Below are 26,256 nucleotides of genomic sequence, written 5' to 3' on the forward strand. Positions count from 1 at the left end.
TTGTTACCTCGGTCACGTTGATCGGCAGAGAGACGGACATGAGCGGAACAGCAGCGCCAAGGAAAAAGACTTCAACGGAGCATGACCTGGGGTTCAGTGCTGGCACGCTGCGCCGGGTGCTCGCCCTGGGCGCCGCAACCGGCATGCTGGCATCCTCCGCATACGCAGCCGTTCCAGCTTTTGGCGCCGGTGAATCATCCCCCACCCCGGCGTTCCCCAGCCCGACTTCGGGAAGCACTGCCCCAGCGTCCCCGGCGCCAACCACCCTTTCGCAGGCCGCCCTCGACGACGCCGTGCAGCGGGACCTCAAGCTCACCCCCCAGCAGTTCGAGGCTGCCGGGCAACTGGGCGCCCAGGCAGCGCGGGCGGCTGTCCAACTGCGCCCGGTCCCGGGCTACGTGGGAATCCGGATCGAACATGGATCCATTATTGTCAGCGGCTCCGGACAGAAGCTGCAGGCCGCCGTGGCCGCACTCGCGGGCACCATTTCCGGTTTGTCACTCGAGGCGCCCGCCGCCGGCACCCGGTCCGAGCTGGCGGTGAGCACGGAGCAGCTCTTCCAGGCCTATCTCCGCGACGTCGGGCCGCAGGACCTGCAGGCGGTAATGTACGCCGGCGGAAAGTTCGTGATCAGGACCGGCGGGATCAACGCGCCGGAGGCGCTGCCGGCAGCGCCGTCGCCAATACCGACACCGTCATCCTCCCCGTCATCGTCCCCGTCCCCGTCCCCGTCGTCGTCATCGTCACCGACGGCGGGTGCCGGAAAGATCTCGCCGGCCCAGTTCGTCTCCCGCTTTGCCAACGTCGAGCTCGACGGCGGTACGCCGCTCAAAACGGAGGCTGACGTTCCCGGCGGCGTCGGCTACCAGACCAATATCGGCTATGTCTGCTCCACGGGTTTCTCCGCCTTCGACCCCACCGGTCTCCCCACTGTCCTGACCGCAGGGCACTGTGCTTCGGATGGCGCTGCCAAGACGGCCACCCTGGAGTTCCAAGGAGTGCCGGCCGGGCTGCTGGGGAAATTCGGCTTCAGCCAGTTCGGCGGCCCGGGGAACACCCGCGTGCTCGACCCAACCACTACCATCGGTCCGGACCAGACGGCCGTTACCAACCCCGGGAACGTGGGGACTGACATCTCGGTCATCCAGTCGCTGCGGCAGGACATCGATCCCCTGCCCGCAGCCAGCACGTGGGGCAACCCGTCCCAGCCCGGGCCCGACGTCAAGATCATCGGATCCGAAGATCCCGTTGTTGGAATGCCCATTTGCCGCTCGGGACGGACCTCCGCCTGGTCCTGCGGAATGGTGGACGCCGTCGGCATCTTCATCGTGCCGGGCCCTGCCCACAAGACAGATCCGACAGACCTCCGTGCGTTCAACGGGTTCCTGTCCTACGGAGTGCAGTCCAGCGGGGGAGACTCCGGCGGACCCTACGTCAGCGGCAACTACGCCGTGGGTACCCACTCGGCAGGGGACACCCCGGACCAAAACGGCAACGTGATCCAGAACTTCGCCGTCGGCGCCACCCTGCGGAACAGTCTTGCCGTCCTTCCCGGCTACCAGCTGGAGCTGTTCCTCAACAGGGCCGCCGTCACCGCTCCGGCGCCCGGCGGCACCTATGAATCCGGCCAAACCATCAGTGGCACCGTTGCCGCGGCTCCGGCGTCAGCCATCGCCGCCGGGTCCAAGGTCCGGATCACCCTCCAGGGCCACAGCCCGTTCGAGGTCCCCGTGGACGCCGCCGGCAACTGGAGCTTCACCGCACCGCAAGGCAAGGACCCGCTCCGCTTCACGGCAGAGACCGTCAACGGGTACAGCCGGTCAGGAGCCAACACCTTCGAGTTCGCGGCCACCCCGCCGGCTCCCACAGGCACTCCGTCGAACCCTGCCCCGCCGTCGAGCCCTGCCCCGCCGGCTCCAGCAAGTCCTCCCGCCAGCATCGCTACCGCGGCCCCGTCGCCCGCCCAGACCAGCGCGGCCCCGTCGCCCGCCCAGACGAGCCCGGCCGCCGTCGTCACGCCGCCGGCCAGTACCCCGGCGCCCAGTGCCTCGCCCACTGCCTCGCCCACTGCCTCGCCAACTGCACCGCCAAGCGTCCCGCCTGCGGGCCTGGCCACCACGGGCGGCAACCGTCCCGCGGGTACGGGCGGCCTGGCGTACACCGGCGCGTCCGCGCTGGTGCCCGCAGCCGTTGCTGCCGCGGCCGCCCTCGCCGTCGGGATCGGGCTGACGGTGCTGGTCAGGCGCCGGAAACGGGGATCGGCCTAGGTTTCGCGAGGCTCAACCACCGGGCCGCAGGCCCAACCACCGGGCCTCAGGCTCAACCACCGGCGGCGGCCGACTTAACCACCGTTACTTGTGGCGGCGCATCAGCAAGTTGGTGATGCGCAGGGTGCAGAGCCGCTGGCCCGCCTCGTTGGTGATCAGCACCTCGTGTGTAGTCAGCGTGCCGCCCAGGTGGATGGGCGTGGCCGTGATGGTTACCTGGCCCTCCCGTGCGGACCGGTGGTGGGTGGCGGAGACGTCCACCCCCACTGCGGTCTTGCCCATGGTGCTCGCATGGATCACGGCGGCCCAGGAGCCCACGGCCTCGCCGACGGCCAGCGAGGCGCCGCCGTGCAGCAGGCCGAAGGATTGCCGGTTTCCCTCCACCGGCATGGTGGCCACCACCCGCTCCACGGACTCCTCCAGGATCTTCACGCCCATCTTTTCGTCCAGCTCGCCCAGCGTGATTTTCCAGAGTTCATGCTGCGACGGCTGGTTGTCGCCGGAATCCTCGTGTGGGGCGCTCATTCGTTCTCCTTTGGTGGCCAATTCAGTCCCGGCCTTCTAGTGTGCGGCACGGCACTTCATGTATGGTGAATATATTACCGAACGGACGGTCAGTAATGGCCGCTGTTTGCCTGCCCCAGCGTTGGAAGGACCCGTCAACGATGACCACCACAGCCACAGCTCCCCAGGCCACGGTCGACACCGTGGAGACAGTGCCCAGCTTCGTCAAGGATGCCTGGTGGACGCCCGACGCCGGCTCGTCGGCTTCCGCGGTCCCTGTCCGGGATGCGAGCACAGGGGAGATCCTGGCCAAGGTCAGCACGGAGGGCCTGGACCTGGCCGCCGTCGTCGAATATGGCCGCACCACCGGCCAGGCGGAACTGGGCAAGCTGACCTTCCACCAGCGCGCCCTCAAGCTCAAGGAACTGGCGCAGTACCTGAACGCCCGCCGCGAACACTTCTACGGCTTCTCGTTCCAGACCGGCGCCACCAAGATCGACTCCATGGTGGACATCGACGGCGGCATCGGCGTCCTGTTCACCTTCGGTTCCAAAGGCCGGCGCGAACTGCCCAACTCCCAAGTGGTGGTGGACGGACCCATGGAGGTGCTGTCCAAGGACGGCTCCTTCGCCGGCGAGCACATCTACACCCGCATTCCCGGAGTTGCCGTCCAGATCAACGCCTTCAACTTCCCGGTCTGGGGCATGCTGGAGAAGTTTGCCCCCGCCTTCCTCGCCGGCGTCCCCACCATCGTCAAGCCTGCCACCCCCACCGGGTACGTTGCCGCGGCCGTGGTCAAGGCCATCGTTGAATCCAACATCCTGCCGGTGGGCTCGCTGCAGCTCATTTCCGGATCCGTCCGCGGGCTGCTGGACGTCCTGGACTACCGCGACCTCGTCGCCTTCACCGGCTCGGCTTCCACCGCAAAGTCCCTTAAGGCGCACCGGAACGTGGTGGAGGGCGGGGTACGGTTCACGTCCGAGACGGACTCCCTGAATGCTGCCATCCTTGGCCCGGATGCGGTGGAGGGCACCCCGGAATTCGATGCGTTCGTCAAGTCCGTCGTCACCGAAATGACCGTTAAGGCCGGCCAGAAGTGCACCGCCGTCCGCCGCGCCATCGTTCCGCAGGAACTGGTTCCCGCCGTCACTGCCGCCATCGGCAAGCGCATTTCGGAACGCATCGTCCTGGGGGATCCCCGCGGCGAGGGCGTCACCATGGGTGCCCTGGCGTCCGTGGAACAGTTGAAGGACGTCCGGGCGGCCGTGCAGTCCATGCTCGACGCCGGCGGTGAGCTTGCGTACGGAACCCTCGATTCGCCGTCGGTCACCTCAGCGGACGGAACCACCGGCGTGGTGGACGGCGGGGCATTCATGGCCCCTGTAGTCCTGAACTGGGACAACCCCGAGGCGGACGCGATCCACTCACTCGAAGCATTCGGACCGGTATCCTCCGTGATCGGCTACCGCGACCTTGCCGACGCAGTCCGCCTCGCCGCCCGCGGTGGCGGCTCCCTGGTGGCCTCGGTCTGCACGAACGACCCCGCGGTGGCACGGGAGCTGGTCACCGGAATCGCCGCGCACCACGGCCGCGTCCTGATGCTGAACCGGGAGGACGCCCGTTCGTCCACCGGCCACGGATCACCGGTGCCGCACCTCGTCCACGGTGGCCCGGGGCGCGCCGGCGGCGGCGAGGAACTCGGCGGTATCCGGTCCGTGCTGCACCACATGCAGCGCACCGCCATCCAGGGCTCGCCCAATATGCTGACCGCCGTCACCGGTGTCTGGCACACCGGCGCGGACCGCAACTTCACGCTCGAGACCGAGGGCCAGCACCCGTTCCGGAAGTCCCTGGCCACGCTGCACATCGGCGACGCCATCCGTTCGGAGCTTCGTGAGGTCTCGCTGGAGGAGATCACCAAGTTCGCGAGCTCCACCGGCGACACCTTCTACGCCCACACCAACCAGGAGGCGGCGGAGGCCAACCCGTTCTTCCCCGGCATCGTGGCCCACGGCTACCTGCTCCTGGCCTGGGGAGCTGGATTGTTCGTGGAACCGGCGCCGGGCCCGGTGCTGGCGAACTACGGCCTCGAGAACCTGCGCTTCATCACCCCGGTGGCGGCCGGCGACTCCATCCGGGTCACCCTCACCGCCAAGAAGATCACCCCGCGCGAGACCGACGAATACGGCGAGGTGGCCTGGGACGCCGTCCTGACCAACCAGAACGACGACATCGTGGCCACCTACGACGTCCTCACCCTCATCGAAAAGTAACCTCCCACGCCCGCTCACTTTTGGCAGCTTCCATCTGAACGCCCGCTCACTTCTGTCGGGAAAGTGAGCGGGCGTTTGGGGTTTGGGGGTCAAAGGTGAGCGGGCGTTTGGGGTTTGGGGGTCAAAGGTGAGCGGGCGTTTGGGGGGGAGGGGCTTTTCCGGCAGCCCGGGCGTAAGATTCTGCCCGTAGGAGGTGGCCACATGAACCTTAGAATGAGCACAGCCACAACCATCCTGCCAGTCGATAACGCAGCCCGCGCCCGCAGCTTCTACACCGAAAAGCTCGGACTCCCGCACCGCGGAATGACAGACGATGGAAGCGAATTACTCGGCACCGACGGCGGCCCCATGCTGCAGCTGATGCCGGTCTCCGACGGCAAGCACTCCGAGCACACAGCGCTGAGCTTCGAGGTTGCCGACATTGAGGGAACGGTCCGCGACATGGAGGCCAGGGGTGTGATGTTCCAGGACTACGACCTTCCCACCCTGAGGACGGAAAACCACATCTGCACCACAGAATCCGAAAAATGTGCGTGGTTCATGGATACCGAGCACAACATCCTCTGCGTCCACCAGAACCTCGCCGCCAATCCGGAATACCAGGTCTAGGCGCGCCGGGCCAGTGCGGGTGTCCGGCACCTCCGGGGCGCAACAGCCCATGGTCCCTGTCCCTTCCGGGCGAAGTTTCAGCTGGCTTCCGGGAACCAGGGCCGGCAAAGCTGCGCTGGTGCTGGACGTTGTCCTGGCCGCGGTTCCGGTCTGGGTCCTGCCGTCCTGGTACCTCATCACCTTCGTGATCGGTGCGGGCGGCATGTTCGAATCGCCGCGCGCCATTGCTGCGAACAGCATTTTCCAGGTTGTCGTGGTGGCTGTCGGCCTTGTCACCAACCTGGTGGCCCTGCTCATCGCACGGGACCGCTCGATTGCGCTGCTGCTGGCCGCTTTCCTGCTGTGCGCGGTGCTCGCCTACATGGGCTGGTACGCCTCGATGTTCGGGGTGCCTGGCACCTAGGCAGGATCCAGGTGCCAGGGACAAAACAACAGCAGGGGCGCCCCGGTCGGATCGGAGCACCCCTGCTGCCTGTGGTGGAACGTTGTGGAGCCTGGCGGTCAGTTCTCGGCGCCGCCGTGCAGGCCGTCGTCGCTGCTGTCATCCTCGCGGCCGGTACCGTGGCCTTCTTCGCTGCGGTCGGAGAGGTCCATGTTGCCGCGGGCCTCCTCCATGGTGGGGCCTCCCGGCGGGACGCTGTAGGTGTCCGGGCGGATGCCGTGCGACTGTTCCTCGATCAGGGCCTGTTCCTCGCTGAAGCGGATGGCGTTGGCTTCATCGCCCGAATCACCGGCAATGTCCTCGCGGAGCTTTGAGGGATCCGGAATGATGTATCCGGCGTCGGGCTCTTCCTTGGGATGGCTCATTTCAATTCCTTCCAGCGGATGGTGGCTTCCTACCACCGTAGCGGGGAGCCAGAGAATTACCAAGCACACTTATTATCAGTGGAGTGCGCGCCCGGGCAGCCTCCTATGCTTCGCTGTGCAGGCCGTCGAACGCGACGGTGATGACGTCGTCGGCGAGCTTTTGCGGGGAGAGGGAACCGCCCGGCTTGTACCACTCGACGATGGAGTTGATCATGCCGAACAGCAGGCGCGAGACGGTGCGGGGATCAATGTCCGCGCGCAGCGATCCCTCGTCGCGGGCAGCCGAAATCAGGCCGGCCACCTTGTGGTCGAAAGTCCGGCGCCGTTCCAGGGCGTCCCGTTCGATCTCGGTGTTGCCGCGCAGCCGGAGCAGCAGCGTGACGAACGGGAGCCGCTCCACGAGTACTGCCACAGTTTGCCGGAGCACGAACTCGAGCCGGGCGTCGGCCGCCCCGGAAGTGGCCTCCGGTTGCTCCAGGATGGCCTCAAGTCCGCCCAGGGCGTGGTCCAGGGCGAGCTTGAGCAGGTCGCCCTTGGACGGCACGTGGTGGTAGATGGCGGACTTGGAAATGCCCAGGTTCTCGGCCAGGATGCCCATCGAGGTTGCGTCGTAGCCGTGCCGGTTGAAAACGTCGACGGCGATGCGCAGCACTGACTGCTGGTCGTAGCCGGGGCGGCCGCGTTTGGTGCCGTTGGCGGCTGGGGTATCGGTGGTGCTGGCAGTTCTGCTGGCGCTGGGCATAGTGGCTAGTTTCTCACGAACGGTCGGTAAGTCCGGGGACGGCGCAGCACCACCGAAACGATTAAGCCTTCGGGCGAAGGTCGTAGATGCGGCGCAGCTTGCCGTTGGACCGCTCGAGGGCCCCCGGCTCCACCACGTCCACCGTGCAGGAAGAACCCACGTGGATCTTGATCTGCTCTTTCAAGGTACGGGCCGCCGTCGTGCTCTGCTCAACGGTGACCGTTTCCCGACGCTCGATCCGGACGGTCAGCTGGTCCATCCGCTGGCCCTCGGGCCGGGTGAGCTCGAGCTGGAAGTGCGGGCTGAGCTCGGGGATGCGGAGGGCAATTTCCTCGATCTGGGACGGGAAGAGGTTCACGCCGCGCAGGATGATCATGTCGTCGCTGCGGCCGGTGATGCGGCCCATCCGGCGGTGTGCGGGGCGGGCGCTGCCCGGGAGCAGGCGGGTGAGGTCCTTGGTGCGGTACCGGATGATCGGCAGCGCTTCCTTGGTGAGGGAGGTGAACACCAGCTCGCCGTGTTCGCCGTCGCGCAGGACGTTCTCCTTGCCGGCCACCGGGTTGAAGGCGTCGATGATCTCGGGGCGGAAGTGGTCCTCCCAGATGTGGCTGCCGTCCTGAGTTTCCACGGCTTCGCCGGCGACGCCCGGGCCCATGACCTCGGACAGGCCGTAGATGTCGCAGGCCTTGATGTCCATCATCACTTCAAGTTCGTGCCGCATCTCCTGGGTCCACGGCTCGGCGCCCAGGACGGCGAACTTCAGGGACGTGGAGGCGGGGTCGATGCCCATGTGCGCCATGGCGTCGGCGATGGTCAGCAGGTAGGTGGGGGTGGCCAGGATGGCGTCCGGCTTGAAGTCCTGGATCAGCTGGATCTGGCGTTCGGTCTGGCCGCCGGACATGGGGATCACGGTGCAGCCCAGAGCTTCGGCGCCCGCGTGGGCGCCCAGGCCGCCGGTAAACAGGCCGTAGCCGTAGGCGTTGTGGACCTTCATGCCGGGGCGGATGCCGGAGGCCCGGAAGCTGCGGGCCACCAGTTTGGCCCAGTCGGCCAGGTCCTGCTTGGTGTAGCCGACGACGGTTGGCCGGCCGGTGGTGCCCGAGCTGGCATGGATCCGGGCTACTTCGCTTTGCGGCACGGCGAACATGCCGAAAGGGTACTCGGCGCGGAGGTCGTCCTTGGTGGTGAAGGGGAAGTTGCCCAGGTCCTCAAGTTCGCGAAGGTCGCTGGGGTGGATACCGGCGTCGTCGAACTTGCGCTTGTACAGGGGAACCCGCTCGTAGGCATAGGCCACGGTGTGCTGCAGCCGGCTGAGCTGAATGGCTTCGAGCTCGTCGCGGGAGATGGTCTCCTCGCGGTCCAGGCCTGGGTCGACGCCGGCAGCGGCGGGGGTTTCGGGGGCATGCAGGGTCATGATTTTCCTACTTCTTGGGGATGGTGCGGCTGCGTCCACGGAACTCGGCGATGAGCTCGCCCGGGGAACTGGGGTGGGTTTCGGAGGCGGAGGCGGCGTCGGCGGCGAAGATCTGGATGTCGTACAGGCCACTGCGCCCGGCGCTGGAGCGGCGGTCCGCGACGGCGGTGAGTACCTGGCCGCGGAATGCCGGCTTGAGGAAATTGATGTCGACGCCGGACGCGACGGTGATGGTGTTTTCCTCGCCCGGTGCAGGCTGGATGGGGTTGCACGCGAGGGCGAAGGCGGTGTCGCCGAAGGCGAAGATCATTCCGCCGTGGGCCATGCCGAAGCCGTTGAGCATTTCCTGCCGGAGCGTCATCCGGATGGTGGCGTGGCCGTCGCTGAGGGCGAGGACGTCGATACCCATCCATTCGGAGGCGTAGTCGTTTTCCAGGATGGGGTGGGTGGCCCCGGAAAGTGTTGCTTCAGCCATGCGTCATTGCCTCCAGCTTTATTTACCGAATGTTCATTAGGTAATCCCATGAGGGGGGTCGGTGTCAAGGGTGGGCGCCGCGCACGCGTGCCTCCGGGCCGCCCGAAGTGCAAGGATGGAAGGACCGGCACCAGCAAGCACAGCAAAGGGCGGACCATGGCCAAAGGCATCTACGTCAGCGCAACCACCCCGGGGTCAGGCAAGTCCCTGGTGGCCCTGGGCCTGGCGGACACCCTGCACCGCCACGCGGACAGGATCGGCTTCTTCAAGCCCGTGGTCCACGGCACCTCCGCCGCAGATGACCCCATGGTGGCGCTGATGAAGGCCCGGTTCGCGCTGGAGGACGAACGGTGCCGCGGCGGCCTGACCTATGCGGAGGTCCGTGACCTCCTTGCGGCAGGCAACCGCGCGGAGATCGACGCGCTGTGCGTCGAAATCTACGCCGACATCGCCCGCCACTGCGACGTGGTGATCGTGGAGGGGACGGACCTGGTGGGCCAGGACTCCGCCGTCGAATTCGACCTCAACGCCCGGCTGGCCAACAACCTCGCCACGCCCGTGGTGGCCGTGGTGGGGGCCAAGGGGCGGACTGTCGCCGAAACGGCTGCCGCCGTGGAAGTTGCCCGCAAGGAACTCGCCGCCGAACGGTGCTCGCTGCTGGCCCTCATGGTCAACAGGGCGCACGCCGCGGACCTGGATGCCATCGCGGCGGCGTTGAAGCCGGGGGCCTCCGGGCGGCCCGTGTATATCCTGCCCGAGCTGGAGGAGATCGCCCGGCCCACTACAGGCGAGGTGGCAGCGGCCCTGCGTGTCAGGCAGATCGCGGGAATCCCGGACATGGAACGCGACGTCAAGGACATCAAGGTGGCCGCCATGAACGTGGGCAACTTCCTCAACGTCCTGGACGAGGGCGCCCTGGTGATCGTGCCGGGGGACCGCGCGGACGTGATGGTGGCCTGCCTGGCATCCTCTTTCTCGCCCGAGTTTCCCGTGGCCTCCGCGCTGATCCTCACCGGCGGCCTGGCACCGGATGCCAACATCTACCCGCTCCTGGCACAGGCGCCGTTCCCGGTGTTCGCGGCGGACGAGGACACCTACCAGACGGCGCGCCGGGTCTCCGAGGTCCGCAGCGAGATCTGGTCCGGGCACCGCCGGAAGGTAGCGTCGGCACTGGGCCTCTGGTCCCGCCGGGTGGACGAAACCGAACTGGTGGAGCGGCTGCACCTGCCGCGCGCGGAACGGATGACGCCGCTGCGGTTCCTGCATGACCTCATCGAACGCGCCCGGGCCCAGCGCCGCCACGTGGTCCTGCCCGAAGGCACCGATGTCCGGATCCTGCGCGCGGCTGAGATCCTGCACCGGCGGGACGTCTGCGACCTCACCCTCCTCGGGCCAGAATCCGACGTCCGCGAACTGGCCGCAGCCAACGGCATCGACCTGTCAGGAATCAACGTCATCGATCCCGCCACCTCGGAGCTGCGGCAGGGGTTCGCGGAGAAGTACGCCGAACTCCGCGCCCACAAGGGCGTGGACCTGGCCAAGGCCCTGGAGATCATGCAGGACGTCAGCTACTTCGGCACCATGATGGTCCAGCTGGGGGTGGTGGACGGCATGGTGTCCGGCGCCGCGCACACCACCGCGCACACCATCCGGCCGGCGCTGGAGTTCGTGAAGACCCGCGAGGGCGTGAAGATCGTGTCCTCGGTGTTCCTGATGCTCATGCCGGACCGGGTGCTGGTGTACGGGGACTGCGCCGTGAACCCGGATCCGAACGTCGAGCAGCTGGCGGACATTGCCCTGGCCTCGGCCGAGACCGCCGCCCAGTTCGGGGTGGAGCCTCGGGTGGCCATGCTCTCCTACTCGACCGGCGGCTCGGGTTCCGGTGAGGCCGTGGACGAGGTGCGGCAGGCCACCGAGCTGGTCCGGGCCCGCCGGCCCGACCTGGCCGTGGAGGGCCCTATCCAGTACGACGCCGCCGTCGACGCCTCCATTGCCGCGTCCAAGATGCCCGGTTCCTCCGTGGCCGGCCAGGCAACGGTGTTCATCTTCCCGGACCTGAACACCGGCAACAACACGTACAAGGCGGTCCAGCAAAGCTCCGGCGCCGTCGCCGTGGGACCGGTCCTGCAGGGGCTGCGGAAACCGGTCAACGACCTCTCCCGCGGTTGCACCGTGGAAGACATCGTCAACACCGTGGCCATCACCGCCATCCAGGCGCAGGCCCACAACGCCGGGCAGGAACCGACGCAGGTCCCTGCAGGGGCGCCTGCGTCCTAAGGCGCCACGCACAAAGGACGACGCCGGCACTTTGGTAAGTGCCGGCGTCGTGATTTTGCTTGGGGTGGGGAAGTCCTAGGCGGCTGCCTTGACCGTCAGCGGCTGGATCTTGCCGATGACGAACAGGTAGTTGGCGGCCCCGATGAGGGAGATTGCGCCAATCACGGCCAGCGGCGCCACGAAAGATCCGGTCTGGTCCACCAAAACTCCGATCAGGATGGGCGTGAAGATGCCCGCCAGGTTGGAGGCGAAGTTCTGCAGCCCGCCAATGGAACCGACGTGGCGTGAACTCGGGGCGACATCCGCCGGCAGCGACCAGATGCCCGTGGCGGCCACCGTGAGGCTGGAGTAGGCGATGGACAGCAGGGCAAGTGCCATCCAGGCCTCCGGAACCATGGCGGCAAACATGATGACGGAGCCGCCGGCCAGGCCACCGGCGATGGCCGTCTTGCGGACCTTGCTGACCGGGGATCCTGCCCGCACCGCGCGGTCCGCCAGGTAGCCGCCGAGCCAGCCGAACAGGACGGCGCAGATGCCGGGGATGGCGCCGAAGAAGCCGAGCTTGAGGAGATCGAAACCGCGTTCCTTGACCAGGTAGCTGGGGAAGAAGGTAATGAAGAAGTAGATGGCGCTGTTCAGGCAGAAGAAGCCGAACATCATGCTCAGGATGGTCCGGTACTTGAAGAGGGAACGCCAGGGGAGTTTGGCGGCGTCTTCGTCGTCGCTTGCCGCTCCGCGGGCGCCGCCCTCCCGGATGTAGCTGATTTCGGCCGCATTGGCGCCGGCGTGCTCCTCCGGGTTGCGGTAGTACTTCCACCACACGGCGGCCCAGATGATTCCAAGGACGCCGATGATGATGAACACCGCGTGCCAGGACGTGAAGGCGACGATCAGGGTGACGATCGGCAGGGCGATCACTGCTCCCACCCGCGAACCGGAGTCCCAGATGCTGGTGGCGAAGGCGCGTTCACGCACCGGGAACCAGGTGGCCACCACCTTGGCCGCGGTGCTGGGGGCCGGGCTTTCGCCGACGCCCAGGAGGAAACGGGCCGCAAAGAGCGACCAGAAGCTGGAGGCCGCGGCCGTGACCATGGTGAAGACGGACCACCAAAGGGCGGCCAGGGAAAATGAGCGGCGCGGGCCCACCTTGTCCACATACCAGCCGGCGGCGAGCTGGAAGAAGTCGTAGGCCCAGAAGAACGCTGCAAAGATCAAGCCCTGCTGGGTGGCGCTGAGTTCAAAGTCCTTGCCCATGAACGGCAGGGCGACGCTGAGGCTGGAGCGGTCAAGGTAGTTGATGCTCAGGCCGATGAAGGCAAGCCAGATGATCACCCAGCGTTTGCGGGTCATGAGGCGGGGTTGCCGGGATGGGGTGGTGATGGAGGTCTTACTTCCGAGCGTAGTCATGCGGTCTCCTTCGACATATACATGGCTTCGGGTGCGGTGCGCACGGCGGGAGGGGTAGACGCGGAAGATATCTGCGCCAAAATCGTATAGGAATTGGCTTAATCATATAGAAAGAGTGACCGGGATCAAGTGCCCCGCCGAAAAAATGCTTCGATGAAGGCAGTGGTGCCCGGTGGCTTATGATTCCCCCAAGCGACTTCCCGCCCTTCAGTTCCAGCAACCCAGTGCAAGAGGTAACCGCGTGCCCCCACGTCAATCGTCCGAAACTTCCCGCGGCAAGGCAGCTGTGCCCGATGTCTATTCGGCGATGCGTGCCTCCATCCTGGAGGGGGAGATTGCGCCCGGCACCCGGATCAATATCGACGCCGTAGCCCGCGGCCTGGGTGTGTCCCAGACGCCCGTCCGTGAGGTGCTGCAGCGGCTTGAAGGCGACAACCTGGTGGTCTACAACCCCGGCCGCGGCTACAGCACCACCCCCCTGCTTGACCTTCCGGAGCTGCGCTCGCTCTTTGAGTTCAGGCTCCTCGTGGAACCGTGGGCAGCCCGGGCCGCGGCCGTGGACCGCCTTGCCAATCCGGCCGGCTCGCTGGAGAAGGAGCTGGGCAGTTTCCAGGCAGTCATGAAGCGGACCGGGGACCTGCGGCAGGATCTGGTGGCCCATGACACGCGCTTCCACGACACCATCCTCGCCGCCTCCGGCAATCCAGTGGTCCGGCATGCCTTTGCGCAGACCCACTGCCACCTGCACACCTTCCGGCTGTACCCGGCCGACGTGGACGGCGCCATCACCGTGGCTGAACATACGGCCGTGCGGGAAGCCATTGAGGCGTGCGACCCGGAGCGGGCCGAGGCGGCCATGACCACCCATATCCGAAACTCCTTTGACCGCTTCGCCCAGGCATTCGAGGGTGAACTGCCGCCGCTGGAGGACAGCGGGCCGCCGCGCAGGCGCATCATCACATCCTAGGAATTGTCGAACGGCCCCGGTCCGCAAAGGCCGGGGTTGTTGCGTTTCCGGGGCCGGGCGGCGGCGGAAGGGGTTGACCTGCATCACATGTCCTATATGATTTTAGAAATTCGTATAGGAATCGAATCTTTCCCTCACCAGTACCGCTCCGAAAGTTGAGATCCATGCCTTCCATTACGTCCATCAACACCCAGGACGTCCGCTTCCCCACGTCCCTTGAGCTCGACGGCTCAGACGCGGTCAACGTAGACCCCGATTACTCCGCCGCCTACGTGGTCATCCGCACCGACGCGGGCGACGAGGGCCACGGCTTCGTCTTCAGCTGCGGCCGCGGCAATGACATCCTGACGTCCGCGATTGACGCCTACGCCCGCCTGCTGGTTGGCCGCGACATCGATGAGCTCATCGGCGACCTCGGCGCGGCCTCCAGGCTCCTGGTCCATGACTCCCAGCTGCGCTGGCTGGGACCCGAGAAGGGCGTCACCCAGATGGCCTGCGGCGCCCTGGTCAGCGCCTTGTGGGACATCCGTGCCCGCCGGGAAAACAAGCCGCTCTGGCTCCTCCTCGCCGAAATGACACCCGAGGAACTGGTAAGCGTGGTGGACTTCACCCACATCCGCGACGCCCTGAGCCCCGAAGAAGCCCTCGAGATCCTCCGTTCAGGCCAGGAAGGCAGGGACCAGCGCATCGCCGAACTCAAGGCCGATGGCTTCCCCGCCTACACCACCTCCCCGGGCTGGCTGGGCTACAGCGACGAGAAGCTGGTCCGGCTGAGCAAGGAGGCCGCGGCCAACGGCTTCTCCATGATCAAGCTCAAAGTGGGCGGGGACATCGACGACGACCGCCGGCGCATGGCGCTGGCCCGCGACGCCGTGGGCGGGCTGCCCATCGCCATCGACGCCAACCAGCGGTGGGAGGTTTCCGAGGCGGTTGAATGGGTCAACCAGCTCTCGGAATTCAACCCCTACTGGATCGAGGAACCCACCAGTACCGACGACATCCTGGGCCACGCAGAAATCCGCAGGGGTGTGGCGCCGGTCCGGGTGGCCACCGGTGAAGCCGTGGCAAGCCGCATCGTGTTCAAGCAGATGCTCCAGGCAGGCGCCATCGACGTACTTCAGCTCGACTCCACCCGGGTGGCCGGCGTCAACGAGAACATCGCCATCCTGCTGCTGGCCGCCAAATTCGGGGTGCCCGTCTGCCCGCACGCCGGCGGCGTGGGCCTGTGTGAACTGGTCCAGCACTTCTCCTTCTTCGACTACGCCGTGGTGGGCCGGAGCCAGGAAAACCGCATGGTCGAATTCGTGGACCACCTGCACGAGCACTTCGCCGAACCCGTCCGGATCATCAACGGCCGCTACGCTGCGCCTGAACTCCCGGGCACGGGCGCCGAGATGTCCAGCGCCTCCCGGGCCCGCTGGGAATTTCCCAACGGCGCCGGCTGGCAGGAAGTAGGCAACCGCGCCGCCGTGACGGGCGCGGCCCCGGCCCCTGCCGGAGCCGGCCGATGACCGCCGGAGCAGGTGCCGGCGTCGGCCTCGCCACGGATCGTGCCGCCGGGCCCACCACGCCTGGCGCCCTGGACGCCGCCGTGGAAGCCGCGGCAGCTGCCTATGACCAGGGCCGCCGCGTGGATCCGGATACCCGTGCCGGCTGGCTCGAAGCGATCGCCGCCGGCCTGGAGCAGGACGCCGGCGGACTGGTGGAAACGGCCGTCCGTGAAACCCACCTTGGTACCGCCCGGCTGGAGGGGGAACTGAAGCGGACCGTTTTCCAGCTGCGGCTGTTCGCTGCCGAAATCCGCCAGGGCGGCCACTTCGACGCCACCATCGACCACGAGGACCCGGCCTGGGGCATGGGTCCGCGGCCGGACCTCCGGCGGTACAACGTGCCCCTCGGCGTCGTGGGCGTTTTCGGCGCGTCCAACTTCCCCTTCGCGTTCAGCGTGATGGGAGGGGACAGCGCCTCCGCCCTTGCCGCCGGCTGCGCAGTGGTGCACAAGGCACACGACGCGCACCGCGACCTTGCCGCCCGCACAGCACGCGTGGTGACCGATGCCCTGGATACTGCCGGGGCGCCGTCGGGCCTGTTCTCCATGGTGACCGGCCGGCAGGCGGGCGAAGGGCTGGTGGATCATCCCCTGGCCAAGGCCATCAGCTTCACCGGTTCCACCGCGGGCGGCCGTGCCCTGCTCGACAGGATTGCCGCCCGTCCCGAGCCCATCCCGTTCTTCGGTGAACTCGGTGGCATCAACGCCGTCTTCGTGGCACCCAATGCGTGGGCGGCCCGCCGCGCGGAGATCATCACGGGCTACGCCGGCTCCTTCACCCTGGGCATGGGGCAGTTCTGCACCAAGCCGGGACTCCTCTTCGTCCCCGGCGGGGACGCGGCGGAGATCCGGGACCGGCTGGGGAAGGCACTGGCAGGCTTCGCTCCCGCCCGGCTCCTGAGCGACCGCCTGCACGCCGGTTACGCCGATGCCGTGGCCATGCTCCGGGACAGCGCCGGCGTGGAGGTCCTGGTGGCGGGCGACTTTGCGGAGGAACCGGCCCCCACGGTCCTGCACACCACTGCGGAGGAAGTCCGGAAGAACCCGCACCTGCTCCGGCAGGAGATGTTCGGCCCCGCCAGCCTGGTGGTGGAGTACCAGGACCAGGCCGAACTGCCCGGGCTGGCGGACCTGCTGGAAGGCCAGCTGACCACCACCCTCCAGGCCGATGAGGACGACGACGTCTCCGAACTCGCTGCCCGGCTGGCAGACATCAGCGGGCGCGTCCTGTGGAACGGCTGGCCCACCGGCGTCACGGTAAGTTACGCCCAGCACCACGGCGGCCCGTACCCGGCCACCACCTCCAACACCACGTCCGTGGGCACGGCCGCCATCCGCCGCTTCCTCCGCCCGGTTGCCTACCAGTCCTTCCCTGCCACGCGGCTGCCCGAACCCCTGCAGGACAGCAACCCCTGGCGGGTCCCGCAAAGGGTCGACGGCGTGTGGCAGCATCCGGCCGGACGCGCCTCCGCTGGCGCAGCCGGAAAGGAGGGGCAGAAGTGACCCCACTGTCCGAGGCGGCACGTTCCGTCCTTCCCGAGGACTACGACGACGCACTGCTCATCGGCCGGATCTGGGATGGCGAAACGGCGGGTCCGCGCGTGGTGGCCGTCAGCGGCACCACCGTCTTCGACCTGCACCGCCTTGCCCCCACGGTTGCCGGGCTGCTGGAACTGCCGGACCCTGCCGCTGCCGTCCGCTCTGCCCTGCTGGACCCCTCCGTCGCCGAGCCGCGCTGGGCGACCGCCGACGTCGTCAACGCCTCCCTGTCCGGGGACCCCGCCAACGCCAGGCTGCTGGCACCCATCGACCTCCAGGTCATCAAAGCCTGCGGCGTAACGTTCGTGGACAGCATGGTCGAGCGGGTCATCGAGGAACGCTGCGCGGGCGACGCCGCCCGGGCTGCCGAGGTGCGGGAGTTAGTGGGCCGCGCGCTGGGCGGAAGCCTGGCCGAGCTCCGGCCCGGCTCGGCGGAAGCCGCCGAGGCCAAACGGGTCCTGATCGCCGAAGGGCTCTGGTCGCAGTACCTGGAAGTGGGGATCGGCCCGGACCCCGAGGTCTTCACCAAGGCGCCCGTCCTGTCATCGGTCGGGCTCGGCGATCGAATCGGCATCCCGGCCTTCTCGTCCTGGAACAACCCGGAACCGGAACTGGTGCTGATTGCCACTTCCAGCGGGCGCGTGGTGGGGGCGACGCTGGGCAACGACGTCAATCTGCGGGACGTGGAGGGCAGGAGCGCCCTGCTGCTGGGCAAGGCCAAGGACAACAACGCCTCCAGCGCGCTGGGGCCGCTCATCAGGTTGTTCGACGGGACCTTCACGCTGGAGACGCTGCGCGACGAGGAGATCCTGCTCTGCGTGGACGGCCCGGACGGGTACCGGATGGAGGGCCGGAACAGCGTTGCCCGGATCAGCAGGCCCTTTGAGGAACTCGTGGCCGCCACCCACGGGAAGCACCACCAGTACCCGGACGGTTTCGCGCTGTTCACGGGGACCCTCTTTGCGCCCACGCAGGACCGGGACGAGCCGGGACAGGGCTTCACGCACAAGCACGGCGATGTCGTCACCATCCGCAGCCGCCACCTGGGCGCCCTGGTCAACACAGTGGGTCCGTGCGAGGAACTGCCGGAATGGACCTTCGGCCTCCGCCGGCTGTTCGAGTACCTGGCGAGGCAGGGACAGGGCGTCTGGGCCTAGTCCCTTACAGATAAAGGGCGACGCCGGCACTTTGGTAGTGCCGGCGTCGCCCTTTATCGGGGAGCCTAGCTGTTGTCCGGCTTGGCCAGGCTTTCCTGGTCCTCCTCCTTGGCAGGCTCGTCGGAGAGGCCCTGCGGGGTCAGGTCGAGGTCTTCCGGGTGCTCCGGTGCCTCCGGGGCCTCGCCGGTTTCGGCGGCCTTGAGGTTGCCCGTATCGTCCAGGGCCGGGTTGGCCCCCTCCACAACGGTGGGGTCCTTCTTCCCGGAGCCGGAGCCGGAGCCTGCAGGGAGCGGGGCGGTGCTGCTGGATCCCGTGTTGGTGGGGTCGTTCTCGTCGATCGAAGTGGGCTCGTTCGTCATGGAAATGTCCTCTCGCCGTGGTCCAGCCTTGTCCGCCGACCATAGGCGCAGCCGGGGTGCCTGCGCAAGGAAAGCCGCCCGGCCCGGCGCCACCTATAGTGGGGTTTGAACTGCTGACGCCAGGCTGAGGAGGCCCCGCATGCTCGTGCTCGTCATCAACTCCGGCTCATCGTCGCTGAAGTACCAGGTCCGCGACGTGGCCGCCGGGACGGTCCTCACCGAGGGGCTGATCGAGAAGATCGGGATGGGCAACGGCGGCGGAGGGGACGGCGAGATCGAGGGCCCGCGGGACCATGCGGAGGCCCTGGAGCAGGTCGATGCCGCCATCCACCAGGAACTGGGTGGCCTGGAGCTGGGGGCGGTGGGGCACCGGGTGGTCCACGGCGGCGAGCGGTTCGCCGAACCCGTGCTGATCGATAACGAGATCACCCGCGCCATCGAACGCCTCAACCCGCTGGCGCCGCTGCACAACCCCGCCAACGTCCTGGGCATCCGCGCCATCACCAGGAAATGGCCGGACATGCCGCAGGTGGCCGTGTTCGACACCGCCTTCCACCGCACCCTGCCCGAGCACGCCTGGCGCTATGCCGTCCCCGATGAGCTGTACACCAACCACGGGATCCGCCGGTACGGCTTCCACGGCACCTCGCACGAGTACGTTGCCCGCCGGTCGGCCGCGCTGCTGGACCTTCCCACGGAGGAGTTCGACGGCGTCATCGCCCACCTGGGCAACGGCGCCTCCGTCACCGCCATCCGCGGCGGACACTCCGTGGACACCTCGATGGGTTTCACCCCCCTCGAAGGCCTGGTGATGGGCACCCGCTCGGGCGACCTTGACCCCTCCATCCTGGTGTTCCTGGGCCGCGCAGGGTGGACGCCGGAGGACATCGACTCCATGCTGAACCGGGAATCCGGGCTGAAGGGCCTGGCCGGCAACAATGACATGCGCACCGTGGTGGAGGCCGCCGAATCCGGCGACGCCAAAGCCTCCATGGCGCTCGCGGTGGCGTCCTACCGGCTGGCCAAGTACATCGGTGGCTACCATGTGGCAGTCGGCGGGGCCAAGGCACTGGTATTCACCGCGGGGATTGGCGAGAATTCCTCCCAGTTCCGGGCGCTCGTGGCGGACCGGCTGGGTGCCCTCGGCATAGAGCTCGACGCCGGCCTGAACGCCCAACGGTCAAAGGAGCCGCGCGTGATTTCCGCGCCGTCCTCCGCGATTCCCGTCCTGGTGGTTCCCACCGACGAGGAACGTGCGATCGCCGAGGCGACGGCCGCCGTCGTCGGTTCAGGCAGGTAACCGGCATGCCGGACATCCTGCTGCCAATCCGCACCGGCCGGCTGGTCCTGCGGCGCTTCGAAGGCCGCGACCTGGACGCCTTCCACGCCTACCATTCACTCGCGGAGACCGCCCGGTTCCTGCCGGGGCCGGCCAAAAGCTACACCAAGTCCATGGAGTACGTGGGCAAGTACGCCAACTTCGTGTACGAAAAGGAGGGCGACTGGCTGTCCCTGGCCATCGAGGCCAAGGACGGGCCGGGCCTCCTGGGCGAGGTGGTGCTCAAGTGGCTCCCGGGCCGCGGGCAGGCGGAGGTGGGCTGGTCCATGGCACCGCAGGCGCGCGGCAGGGGGTACGCCACCGAGGCGGCAGCGGCGGTCCTGGACCTCGGCTTCGGGGAGCTCGGCCTGCGCCGGATCGAGGCCAGGCTGGACGAGCTCAATACCGCCTCCGCGGCGCTCTGCCAGCGGCTGGGGATGCGGCTGGAGGCGCGGCATGTGGACAAGTGGTTCTACAAAGACCAGTGGGCCACCGAACTGGTCTACGCCGTCCTGGCCGACGAATGGAGCCGGGAAAGGAACTCTACGCCCGGCCCTTGAGGATCAGGTTCCAGTAGATCTTTGGGAACAGGTCCCTGTCCACCACCCAGGACAGCCTGCTTTCATTCCAGGTGGGGACGTGCGGGATGGTGGGCTGGACCCGGTACCGGTCGTCGAATTCGGCGAACACCACGGTGTCCCGCGATACCGTGAACGGGCACACCGAGTAGCCGTCATACTTTGCGCGCAGCGGCTTGCCCTTGCGGGCGGCCACCAGGTTCTTCGCCACGACCTTGGCCTGCTTTCGCAAGGCGCCGCCTGATTTGGAGTTGGTGGTACCGGCGGCGTCGCCCAGGGACCACACATTCTCATACCGCAGGTGCCGCAGCGTCTGGCGGTCCACCTCCACGAAGCCGCCCGAGCTGCCGGCCGGAGGCAGGTCGGTGCCCTTCAGCCAGTCCGGAGCGGACTGGGGCGGGACGGCATTGAGGACGTCATAGGTGAGCTCCTCCGTAGTGTGTGCGGCGTGGTCGCGGATGGTTGCCCTGCGCTCGCCGGGGTTGACCGCAACCAGTTCGCTGTTGGTCCGCAGCTCGATCCCGTACTCGGCGATCTTCCGGTCCAGTTCCCGGTCCACCTCCGGTACCCCGAAGACGGTGGGGTACGGCTGCACCATCACCACGCGGATCTTGTCCAGGACGCCCTGCTCCCGCCAGTAGTCGCAGGCGAGGTACATGGGCTTCTGGCTGGCTCCGGCGCACTTGACGGGCCCGGCGGGCATGGTGAACACGGCGGTGCCGGAGGCCAGGCCGCTGAGCAGGGTCCAGGCCTTGGGGGCGAGGTCGAACTCGTAATGGGAGGCGCCACTTGGCGAGTGCACGGCGTCGGCAAGGCCCGGAATGGCGTCCCAGTCGTACTGCAGCCCCGGGCACACCACCAGCTGCCCGTAGCCAACGGAGGCCCCGGACGCCAGGGTGACCGTGTTGGCGGTGGCGTCCACGTCCACCGCGGCATCCCGGATCCAGGTGACGCCCGCCGGAGTTACCGACTCCTGGGTCCGGACGGCTTCCCGGGCCTGCGCCCGGCCGCCTGCGATGTGCGAGAACAGCGGCTGGTAGAGGTGGTGGTCCTTGGGCTCGACCACTGCCACGTCCTGGACGCCGTAGCGCTGCAACCTGGCCGCCAGCGAGATGCCGGCGTTGCCGCCACCAATAATCACCACCTCGTGGCGGGCGGCCACGGGGCTACCTCTTTTCGGTCAGGGCGGAAGCCTTGTGCGCCGCGCGGGCGCCGGTCTTGGCCGATTCCACCACGTACTGCGGCTCATCCTCGCTGGCGCGGTGCGTGTTTCCGTCGAGTTCGAAATCGCTGGTCTTCTTTTCCACGATCTTGCCGTGGGTCTTGCCCTGTGAAGTGTTCCACTCCACGTGCGTTCCCTTGCTCAATGACATGCCTGCCCCTTTTGGTAGCCCGGATCGGAAAACACGTGCCCCACAATGGTAAGCATGGTGAGCATTTTCGGATATGGGCCGGTAGGAACCGCCGATGACTACTTCAGCCCGGCGCCTGGAAGCAGCCCGGTGGCGCCGAGGGCGTCGGCGATGAAGGCGTAGTCCCACGCACGCTCACGCCATTGCACATAGCGTCCGGAGGCCCCGCCGTGGCCGCCATCCATCTCGATCTTCATGACGATGGGCTCGGAACCGGTGGTCTTGTTCCGCAGTTCCTGGACCCACTTGGCGGGCTCGACGTACAGGACCCGGGTGTCGTTGAAGGACGTCACCGCCGCGATCTTGGGGTAGGCCACCGCCCGCACATTCTCGTACGGCGAGTAGGACTTCATGTACGCGTAGGCCTGGGGGTCCGTGATGGGGTTGCCCCATTCCTCCCACTCCAGGGCGGACAACGGCAGGTCCGGGTCCAGGATGCTGGTGAGCGGATCCACGAACGGCACCTGCGCCACGATCGCCGTGTACTTCTCCGGTGCCATGTTGGCTACGGCGCCCATCAGGAGGCCGCCGGCGGAACCGCCCAGGGCCGCGATCCGCGCCGGGTCCACCCAGCCGGAGGCGGCCAGCCAGTCAGTGGCGTCGACGAAATCGGTGAAGGTGTTCTTCTTGGTCAGCTTCTTGCCGTCCTCGTACCAGTGCCGGCCCAGCTCGCCGCCGCCACGGATGTGGGCGATCACGAACACCACGCCGCGGTCCAGCAGGGACAGCCGGGCGATGCCGAATCCGGGGTCCATGCTCATCTCGTAGGAGCCGTACCCGTAGACCAGGCCAGCCGCCGTCGCATCCTGCTTGACGCCCTTGTGCCGCAGGACGGAAAGCGGGATGCGCGTGCCGTCGCCGGCGGTGGCCCATTCCCGGGTGGCGACGTAGTCGCTGCCGTCGTAGCCGCCCAGGACCGGGCTTTCCTTGCGCAGCAGCAAATTCCCGGCGGGCAGATCGGGGGTGGGGAGGACGAAGTCGTAAATGCGCGACGGCGTGAAGTAGGACGTGTAGCCCAGCCGGATCACGGGGGCGTCGTAGTCCGAGCCGCCTACCCCGGCCGTGTACAGCTCCTCATCGAAGGCCGGCTCCACCGGGGCCTGTTGCGCGGACGTGCCCAGCCCGGCCAGCCCCATCACCTGGACCCGCTCGATGGTGTCTTTCCGGATGGAGACGATGAGGTGCGTGGAGGTGACGCCCGCGCCGTTGACGCGGACGTCGTCGGAATGCTCGACGACGGTCTGCCAGGTCTGTGCGTCCAGCGGCTTGTGCAGCCCGGCCGGGTCCGCCAGGGAGACCATGGAGTTGATGGCGCCGCGGTTGTGGGTGAGCAGGATCCTTTCTTCGCCGTCCAGCAGGAAGGGTTCTGCCTCGTAGAGGATGCGTTCGTCCCGCGAAATGACGGTGCTGACCTTTGCGGAGGGGTCGTCGAAACGGAGCAGCCGGGTCTCGCTGTACTCCGAGCAGCCAATGCCGAGCACCAGGTGGCGCCGGTCTGCGGAGAGCTCGAAGCCCAGCCACATGGCGGAGTCGTCCTCCTGGTACACCACGGTGTCGTCGGCCACGGGCGTGCCCAGGACGTGGGACTTCACCTGGTAGGGGCGCCAGGACTCATCCACCACCGTGTAGAAGAGGCGGGTGCCGTCGGGGGAGAAAGAGACGCCGTAGAAGATGTTCTCGATGACGTCCGGCAGCAGCGCGCCGGTGCGAAGGTCCTTGATCCGGAGGGTGAAGCGCTCATCGCCGGAGTTGTCCACCGCATAGGCGTAGAGGTGGCCATCGATGGTGACTGCGGTGCCGCCCACCGAGAAGAACGGCTTGCCCTCCGCCTCCACGTTGCCGTCCAGCAGGACTTCTTCGCCCGGGATGCCCACACCGGCCTCTACGGCCGGCGGAGTCCAGTCGGCCACCTTGTTTCCGGTGTCTTGCGCCTTCACCCGGCAGTGGATGCCGTATTCCTTGCCCTCGGCCGAGCGGCTGAAATACCACCAGCCGTCCTTCCGGTGCGGGACGGAAAGGTCGGTCTCCTGCGTGCGGCCCTTGATCTCCTGGAAGATGGCCTCGCGGAGCGGCTCCTGGCCGGCGGTGACCGCTTCCTGGTACTCGTTTTCGGCCCGCAGGTGCGCTACCACCTCCGGCGATTCCTTGTCCCTGAGCCACTCGTAGTTGTCCACGAAGGTCTCCCCGTGGTGGGTGCGTTCTGTGGGGATCTTCTTGGCAACCGGGGGCGCCGGGACGGAGGTGCCGGTGGAATCCTGCAGCGGGGTGGAGGTCATGGATTCAATATATAGACCAGTCACCGCAAGTCCGCAGGCCGTTCGCTACCGGGGGAGCCGGGGGAGGGAGCGTCCCCGGGGTAGTTGCGCCGGGGCATGTCCGGCGTATCCTGATCAGTTCAAGGCACATCCGCCCAGCCTGAGAGGGGAAGTTCCATGACCATCCCGCCAGTGCACGAACCTGAGCCGTTTCCGCCGGAACCTGGCCCGGAGCCCAGCTCCCCGGATCCCACCCAGCCCCGCCCGCCGGGGCCGCCGTCTCCGAATCCGTTCCCCATGCCGCCGGCGCCGGGACCGCTGCCCGTCCCGGATCCCGGCCCGGCACCGCTCCGGCCGGATCCCACCAGGGATTGACCGCACGGGCTCTTGAAGGCCCGCGCCCCGAGTGCTAGAAAATCAGTATCAGACAACAAAGGCTCGGGAGGCGGGCAAACCTGTTGACTGCCTTATGGGGCGGATCGCCATTCTGTGCACGCCACAGCGCCAGACAGCGCATCGGCAGCTGAGGCCTGTACTTCCCGACACGATGGCCCCCGGCTTCGGCCGGGGGCCATCCGCGTGTCCGGGGGGCGAACCTACCGCTGGGGCGTGAGCACCTTGGAGAACACGGTGGCGCCGTTGGCGTTCCGGAGGCTCACGGTGAAGCTGTTATCCTCGCCCAGCTGCACGTGCCCGAAGAACTGGTTTTCGCCGTCCCGCGGGGACTCCCCGGCGAAGCGGCCGGACTTGGAAAAGACCACCTCCGGCCCGAACGTGCCGTCCATGGCGTTCGGACCGAACGAGCCTGCCGCGATAGGGCCGGCCACGAACTCCCAGAAGGGCTCGAAGTCGGTGAAGGCCGCCCGCTCGGGGGAGTAGTGGTGGGCGGCGCAGTAGTGCACGTCGGCGGTCAGCCACACTGTGTTCTTCACACCGTTGCGCTTGAAGGCGCTGAGCACCCCGGCCAGCTCAAGCTCGCGGCCCAAGGGCGCGCCGGGATCGCGGTTGGAGACGCTTTCCTCGTTCACGGGACCGTCCGGGACCACGACGCCCAAGGGCAGGTCGTTGGCGATCACCTTCCACGTTGCCTTGGACTTGGACACCTCGCTGATGAGCCAGTCCACCTGCTCCTGGCCCAGGATGGACGTGGCGTAAGGCTCCTTGCCGTCCGTATTGGGGGACTTGTACGTGCGCATGTCCAGGCAGAAAATGTCCAGCTGCGGCCCGCGGGAGATCTTCCGGTAGATGCGGGCAGGCTGGTACGTGCCGGCGTCGTCGAACGTGCCGGGCCGCCACAGGGCAGAGCTGTCCGCGATGGGCATGTTTTCCTGCCAGGCCTGACGGCCGCGGGCGGCGAGGGTGTTGACGTCCCGCACCGTGTAGCGGGAATCATCCAGGATCTGGCCCGGGTACCAGTTGTTGTGGGTCTCGTGGTCGTCCCACTGGGCGATGACCGGGACGTCAGCGAACAAGGCGCGCATGTTGGCGTCCATGGAGTTGTAACGGTGCCTGCCGCGGAACTCCGTCAGCGTCTCGGCCACCTTGGACACCTCCTCGGTCACCAGGTTCTTCCACACCTGGCCGTCCTTTTCGGTAACGGTCTCCGCAATGGGGCCGTCGGCATAGATGGTGTCGCCGGAGTGGATGAAGAAATCCGGCCGGGTCTGGTGCATGGCCCGGTAGCCGCGCATGCCGCCGATCTCCTCGTTGATGCCCCACCCCTGGCCGGCAGTGTCGCCGGTCCACACGAAGCTCTGCGCGGACGACGCCGGGGCGTCGCCGCCGTTGCCCGTCCCACCGGTGCGGCCCTTGCCGTTGACCGTTCCGGTGTCGGGGGCCGTGCGGAAACTGCCGCCCACCGTCTCGCCGGCCGCGCCGCCGTCGTCCTCGAAGCTGATCTCCAGGGCGAAGCGGGTGTTGGACGGCAGGTTGCCGGCATGGATCTTGGCCGTGAAATCTGAGGCCTGGGTGGCGCGGGGGCCGCGGAGTACCCGCTCGAAGGCGCCGCGCCCGCTCAGGACCTGGCCGGCGTCGTCCACTGCCCGCAGGACGGCCGTCATCCGGCCGGCGCCGGAGGCGCGGGACCACAGCACGGCGGAATCCGAGGTGACATCACCGGTGGCGATGCCGCTGGGGAGGGTGAGGCGGTTCCGGACCAGCGCGACGCCGGTGGGAGACTGGCCGGGTACGGCTGCCTGGGCGGCGGCGGGGACGGATGCGAGCGCGGCGGCCAGGACCGAGCCTTTGACGATGGTGCGGCGGGAAACGGTGGCGCGGGAGTTCTCAGTCATACCTTGAAGGTTGCCGCGGGCGGACGCACGGACTTTGTCCTGCCGGTAAACCCGCG

Annotated in this window: 22 protein-coding genes; 11 read left to right on the forward strand and 11 right to left on the reverse strand. The window is 67.5% G+C overall.

Going from position 1 to position 26,256, the window contains the following annotated elements:
• Positions 1-38: 38 nt before the first annotated feature.
• Positions 39-2,267 carry a peptidase gene (locus ACFVVC_RS07015; protein ID WP_387450557.1) on the forward strand — a complete coding sequence of 743 codons (2,229 nt, stop codon included), beginning with the start codon at positions 39-41 and terminating at the stop codon, positions 2,265-2,267.
• Positions 2,268-2,351: 84 nt separating this feature from the next.
• Here the strand turns inward: ACFVVC_RS07015 and ACFVVC_RS07020 are convergent, their stop codons facing one another.
• Positions 2,352-2,792, reverse strand: a complete 441-nt coding sequence (locus ACFVVC_RS07020) for a PaaI family thioesterase (RefSeq protein WP_133830564.1) — start codon at positions 2,790-2,792, stop codon at positions 2,352-2,354.
• A gap of 140 nt (positions 2,793-2,932) precedes the next feature.
• Here ACFVVC_RS07020 and paaZ point away from each other — a divergent pair, with 140 nt between their 5' ends.
• The 3 genes from paaZ to ACFVVC_RS07035 all read left to right on the forward strand — a co-directional run bounded on the left by paaZ (position 2,933) and on the right by ACFVVC_RS07035 (position 6,056).
• On the forward strand, positions 2,933-5,044 hold the full coding sequence (gene paaZ / locus ACFVVC_RS07025; RefSeq protein WP_387450559.1) for a phenylacetic acid degradation bifunctional protein PaaZ: 2,112 nt from the start codon (positions 2,933-2,935) through the stop codon (positions 5,042-5,044).
• A 213-nt stretch (positions 5,045-5,257) separates the two neighbouring features.
• Positions 5,258-5,653 carry a VOC family protein gene (locus tag ACFVVC_RS07030; protein ID WP_285247064.1) on the forward strand — a complete coding sequence of 132 codons (396 nt, stop codon included), beginning with the start codon at positions 5,258-5,260 and terminating at the stop codon, positions 5,651-5,653.
• A gap of 118 nt (positions 5,654-5,771) precedes the next feature.
• On the forward strand, positions 5,772-6,056 hold the full coding sequence (locus ACFVVC_RS07035) for a hypothetical protein (protein WP_387450561.1): 285 nt from the start codon (positions 5,772-5,774) through the stop codon (positions 6,054-6,056).
• A gap of 98 nt (positions 6,057-6,154) precedes the next feature.
• Here the strand turns inward: ACFVVC_RS07035 and ACFVVC_RS07040 are convergent, their stop codons facing one another.
• The 4 genes from ACFVVC_RS07040 to ACFVVC_RS07055 all read right to left on the reverse strand — a co-directional run bounded on the left by ACFVVC_RS07040 (position 6,155) and on the right by ACFVVC_RS07055 (position 9,091).
• Positions 6,155-6,460, reverse strand: coding sequence for a hypothetical protein (locus ACFVVC_RS07040; protein ID WP_387450563.1), 306 nt, complete (start codon positions 6,458-6,460; stop codon positions 6,155-6,157).
• Between the two features lie 103 nt (positions 6,461-6,563).
• Positions 6,564-7,202: a TetR/AcrR family transcriptional regulator gene (locus tag ACFVVC_RS07045; protein ID WP_387450565.1), complete on the reverse strand. Its 639-nt coding sequence runs from the start codon at positions 7,200-7,202 to the stop codon at positions 6,564-6,566.
• A 61-nt stretch (positions 7,203-7,263) separates the two neighbouring features.
• Entirely contained in the window at positions 7,264-8,616 is a 1,353-nt protein-coding gene (gene paaK, locus ACFVVC_RS07050) for a phenylacetate--CoA ligase PaaK (RefSeq protein WP_387450567.1), read from the reverse strand.
• Positions 8,617-8,623: 7 nt separating this feature from the next.
• A complete protein-coding gene (locus tag ACFVVC_RS07055; protein ID WP_387450569.1) occupies positions 8,624-9,091 on the reverse strand; it encodes a hotdog fold thioesterase in 468 nt (155 codons plus the stop codon).
• Positions 9,092-9,247: 156 nt separating this feature from the next.
• Between ACFVVC_RS07055 and pta the strand changes: the two genes are divergently transcribed.
• On the forward strand, positions 9,248-11,368 hold the full coding sequence (pta, locus tag ACFVVC_RS07060; protein ID WP_387450571.1) for a phosphate acetyltransferase: 2,121 nt from the start codon (positions 9,248-9,250) through the stop codon (positions 11,366-11,368).
• A 75-nt stretch (positions 11,369-11,443) separates the two neighbouring features.
• On the opposite strand, the gene ACFVVC_RS07065 is transcribed toward pta, so the two are convergent.
• Positions 11,444-12,775, reverse strand: a complete 1,332-nt coding sequence (locus ACFVVC_RS07065; RefSeq protein WP_387450573.1) for an MFS transporter — start codon at positions 12,773-12,775, stop codon at positions 11,444-11,446.
• Between the two features lie 241 nt (positions 12,776-13,016).
• On the opposite strand from ACFVVC_RS07065, the gene ACFVVC_RS07070 reads away from it, so the two are divergent.
• The 4 genes from ACFVVC_RS07070 (at position 13,017) to ACFVVC_RS07085 (ending at position 17,987) form a co-directional block, all read left to right on the forward strand.
• Positions 13,017-13,742, forward strand: coding sequence for a GntR family transcriptional regulator (locus tag ACFVVC_RS07070; protein ID WP_387450575.1), 726 nt, complete (start codon positions 13,017-13,019; stop codon positions 13,740-13,742).
• Positions 13,743-13,906: 164 nt separating this feature from the next.
• Positions 13,907-15,253 (forward strand): enolase C-terminal domain-like protein, encoded by a 1,347-nt coding sequence (locus ACFVVC_RS07075; RefSeq protein WP_387450577.1) that lies wholly within the window; start codon positions 13,907-13,909, stop codon positions 15,251-15,253.
• Entirely contained in the window at positions 15,250-16,794 is a 1,545-nt protein-coding gene (locus tag ACFVVC_RS07080) for an aldehyde dehydrogenase (NADP(+)) (protein WP_387450579.1), read from the forward strand. Before ACFVVC_RS07075 ends, ACFVVC_RS07080 begins: the two co-directional genes overlap by 4 nt.
• Positions 16,791-17,987, forward strand: a complete 1,197-nt coding sequence (locus ACFVVC_RS07085; RefSeq protein WP_387450581.1) for a fumarylacetoacetate hydrolase family protein — start codon at positions 16,791-16,793, stop codon at positions 17,985-17,987. The genes ACFVVC_RS07080 and ACFVVC_RS07085 overlap by 4 nt, the downstream gene beginning before the upstream one ends.
• Positions 17,988-18,052: 65 nt before the next feature.
• On the opposite strand, the gene ACFVVC_RS07090 is transcribed toward ACFVVC_RS07085, so the two are convergent.
• Positions 18,053-18,346, reverse strand: a complete 294-nt coding sequence (locus tag ACFVVC_RS07090; RefSeq protein WP_387450583.1) for a hypothetical protein — start codon at positions 18,344-18,346, stop codon at positions 18,053-18,055.
• Positions 18,347-18,485: 139 nt separating this feature from the next.
• On the opposite strand from ACFVVC_RS07090, the gene ACFVVC_RS07095 reads away from it, so the two are divergent.
• Together ACFVVC_RS07095 and ACFVVC_RS07100 are read left to right on the forward strand one after the other, a co-directional pair.
• Positions 18,486-19,646, forward strand: coding sequence for an acetate kinase (locus ACFVVC_RS07095; protein WP_387450585.1), 1,161 nt, complete (start codon positions 18,486-18,488; stop codon positions 19,644-19,646).
• 5 nt (positions 19,647-19,651) lie between these two features.
• Complete coding sequence (locus ACFVVC_RS07100; RefSeq protein WP_387450587.1) at positions 19,652-20,224, forward strand: GNAT family N-acetyltransferase; 573 nt, start codon at positions 19,652-19,654, stop codon at positions 20,222-20,224.
• Here the strand turns inward: ACFVVC_RS07100 and ACFVVC_RS07105 are convergent.
• The 4 genes from ACFVVC_RS07105 to ACFVVC_RS07120 all read right to left on the reverse strand — a co-directional run bounded on the left by ACFVVC_RS07105 (position 20,208) and on the right by ACFVVC_RS07120 (position 26,200).
• Positions 20,208-21,404, reverse strand: coding sequence for an NAD(P)/FAD-dependent oxidoreductase (locus ACFVVC_RS07105; RefSeq protein WP_387450589.1), 1,197 nt, complete (start codon positions 21,402-21,404; stop codon positions 20,208-20,210). The two genes, ACFVVC_RS07100 and ACFVVC_RS07105, sit on opposite strands and share 17 nt — an antisense overlap.
• 4 nt (positions 21,405-21,408) lie before the next feature.
• Positions 21,409-21,615: a DUF2945 domain-containing protein gene (locus ACFVVC_RS07110; RefSeq protein ID WP_387450591.1), complete on the reverse strand. Its 207-nt coding sequence runs from the start codon at positions 21,613-21,615 to the stop codon at positions 21,409-21,411.
• Between the two features lie 98 nt (positions 21,616-21,713).
• Positions 21,714-23,930, reverse strand: coding sequence for a S9 family peptidase (locus ACFVVC_RS07115; RefSeq protein WP_387450593.1), 2,217 nt, complete (start codon positions 23,928-23,930; stop codon positions 21,714-21,716).
• A 575-nt stretch (positions 23,931-24,505) separates the two neighbouring features.
• Positions 24,506-26,200: an alkaline phosphatase D family protein gene (locus tag ACFVVC_RS07120; RefSeq protein WP_387450595.1), complete on the reverse strand. Its 1,695-nt coding sequence runs from the start codon at positions 26,198-26,200 to the stop codon at positions 24,506-24,508.
• Positions 26,201-26,256: the final 56 nt, after the last annotated feature.

The sequence above is a fragment of the Pseudarthrobacter sp. NPDC058196 genome, assembly GCF_042882685.1.
In the GTDB taxonomy this organism is placed as follows: Bacteria; Actinomycetota; Actinomycetes; order Actinomycetales; family Micrococcaceae; genus Arthrobacter.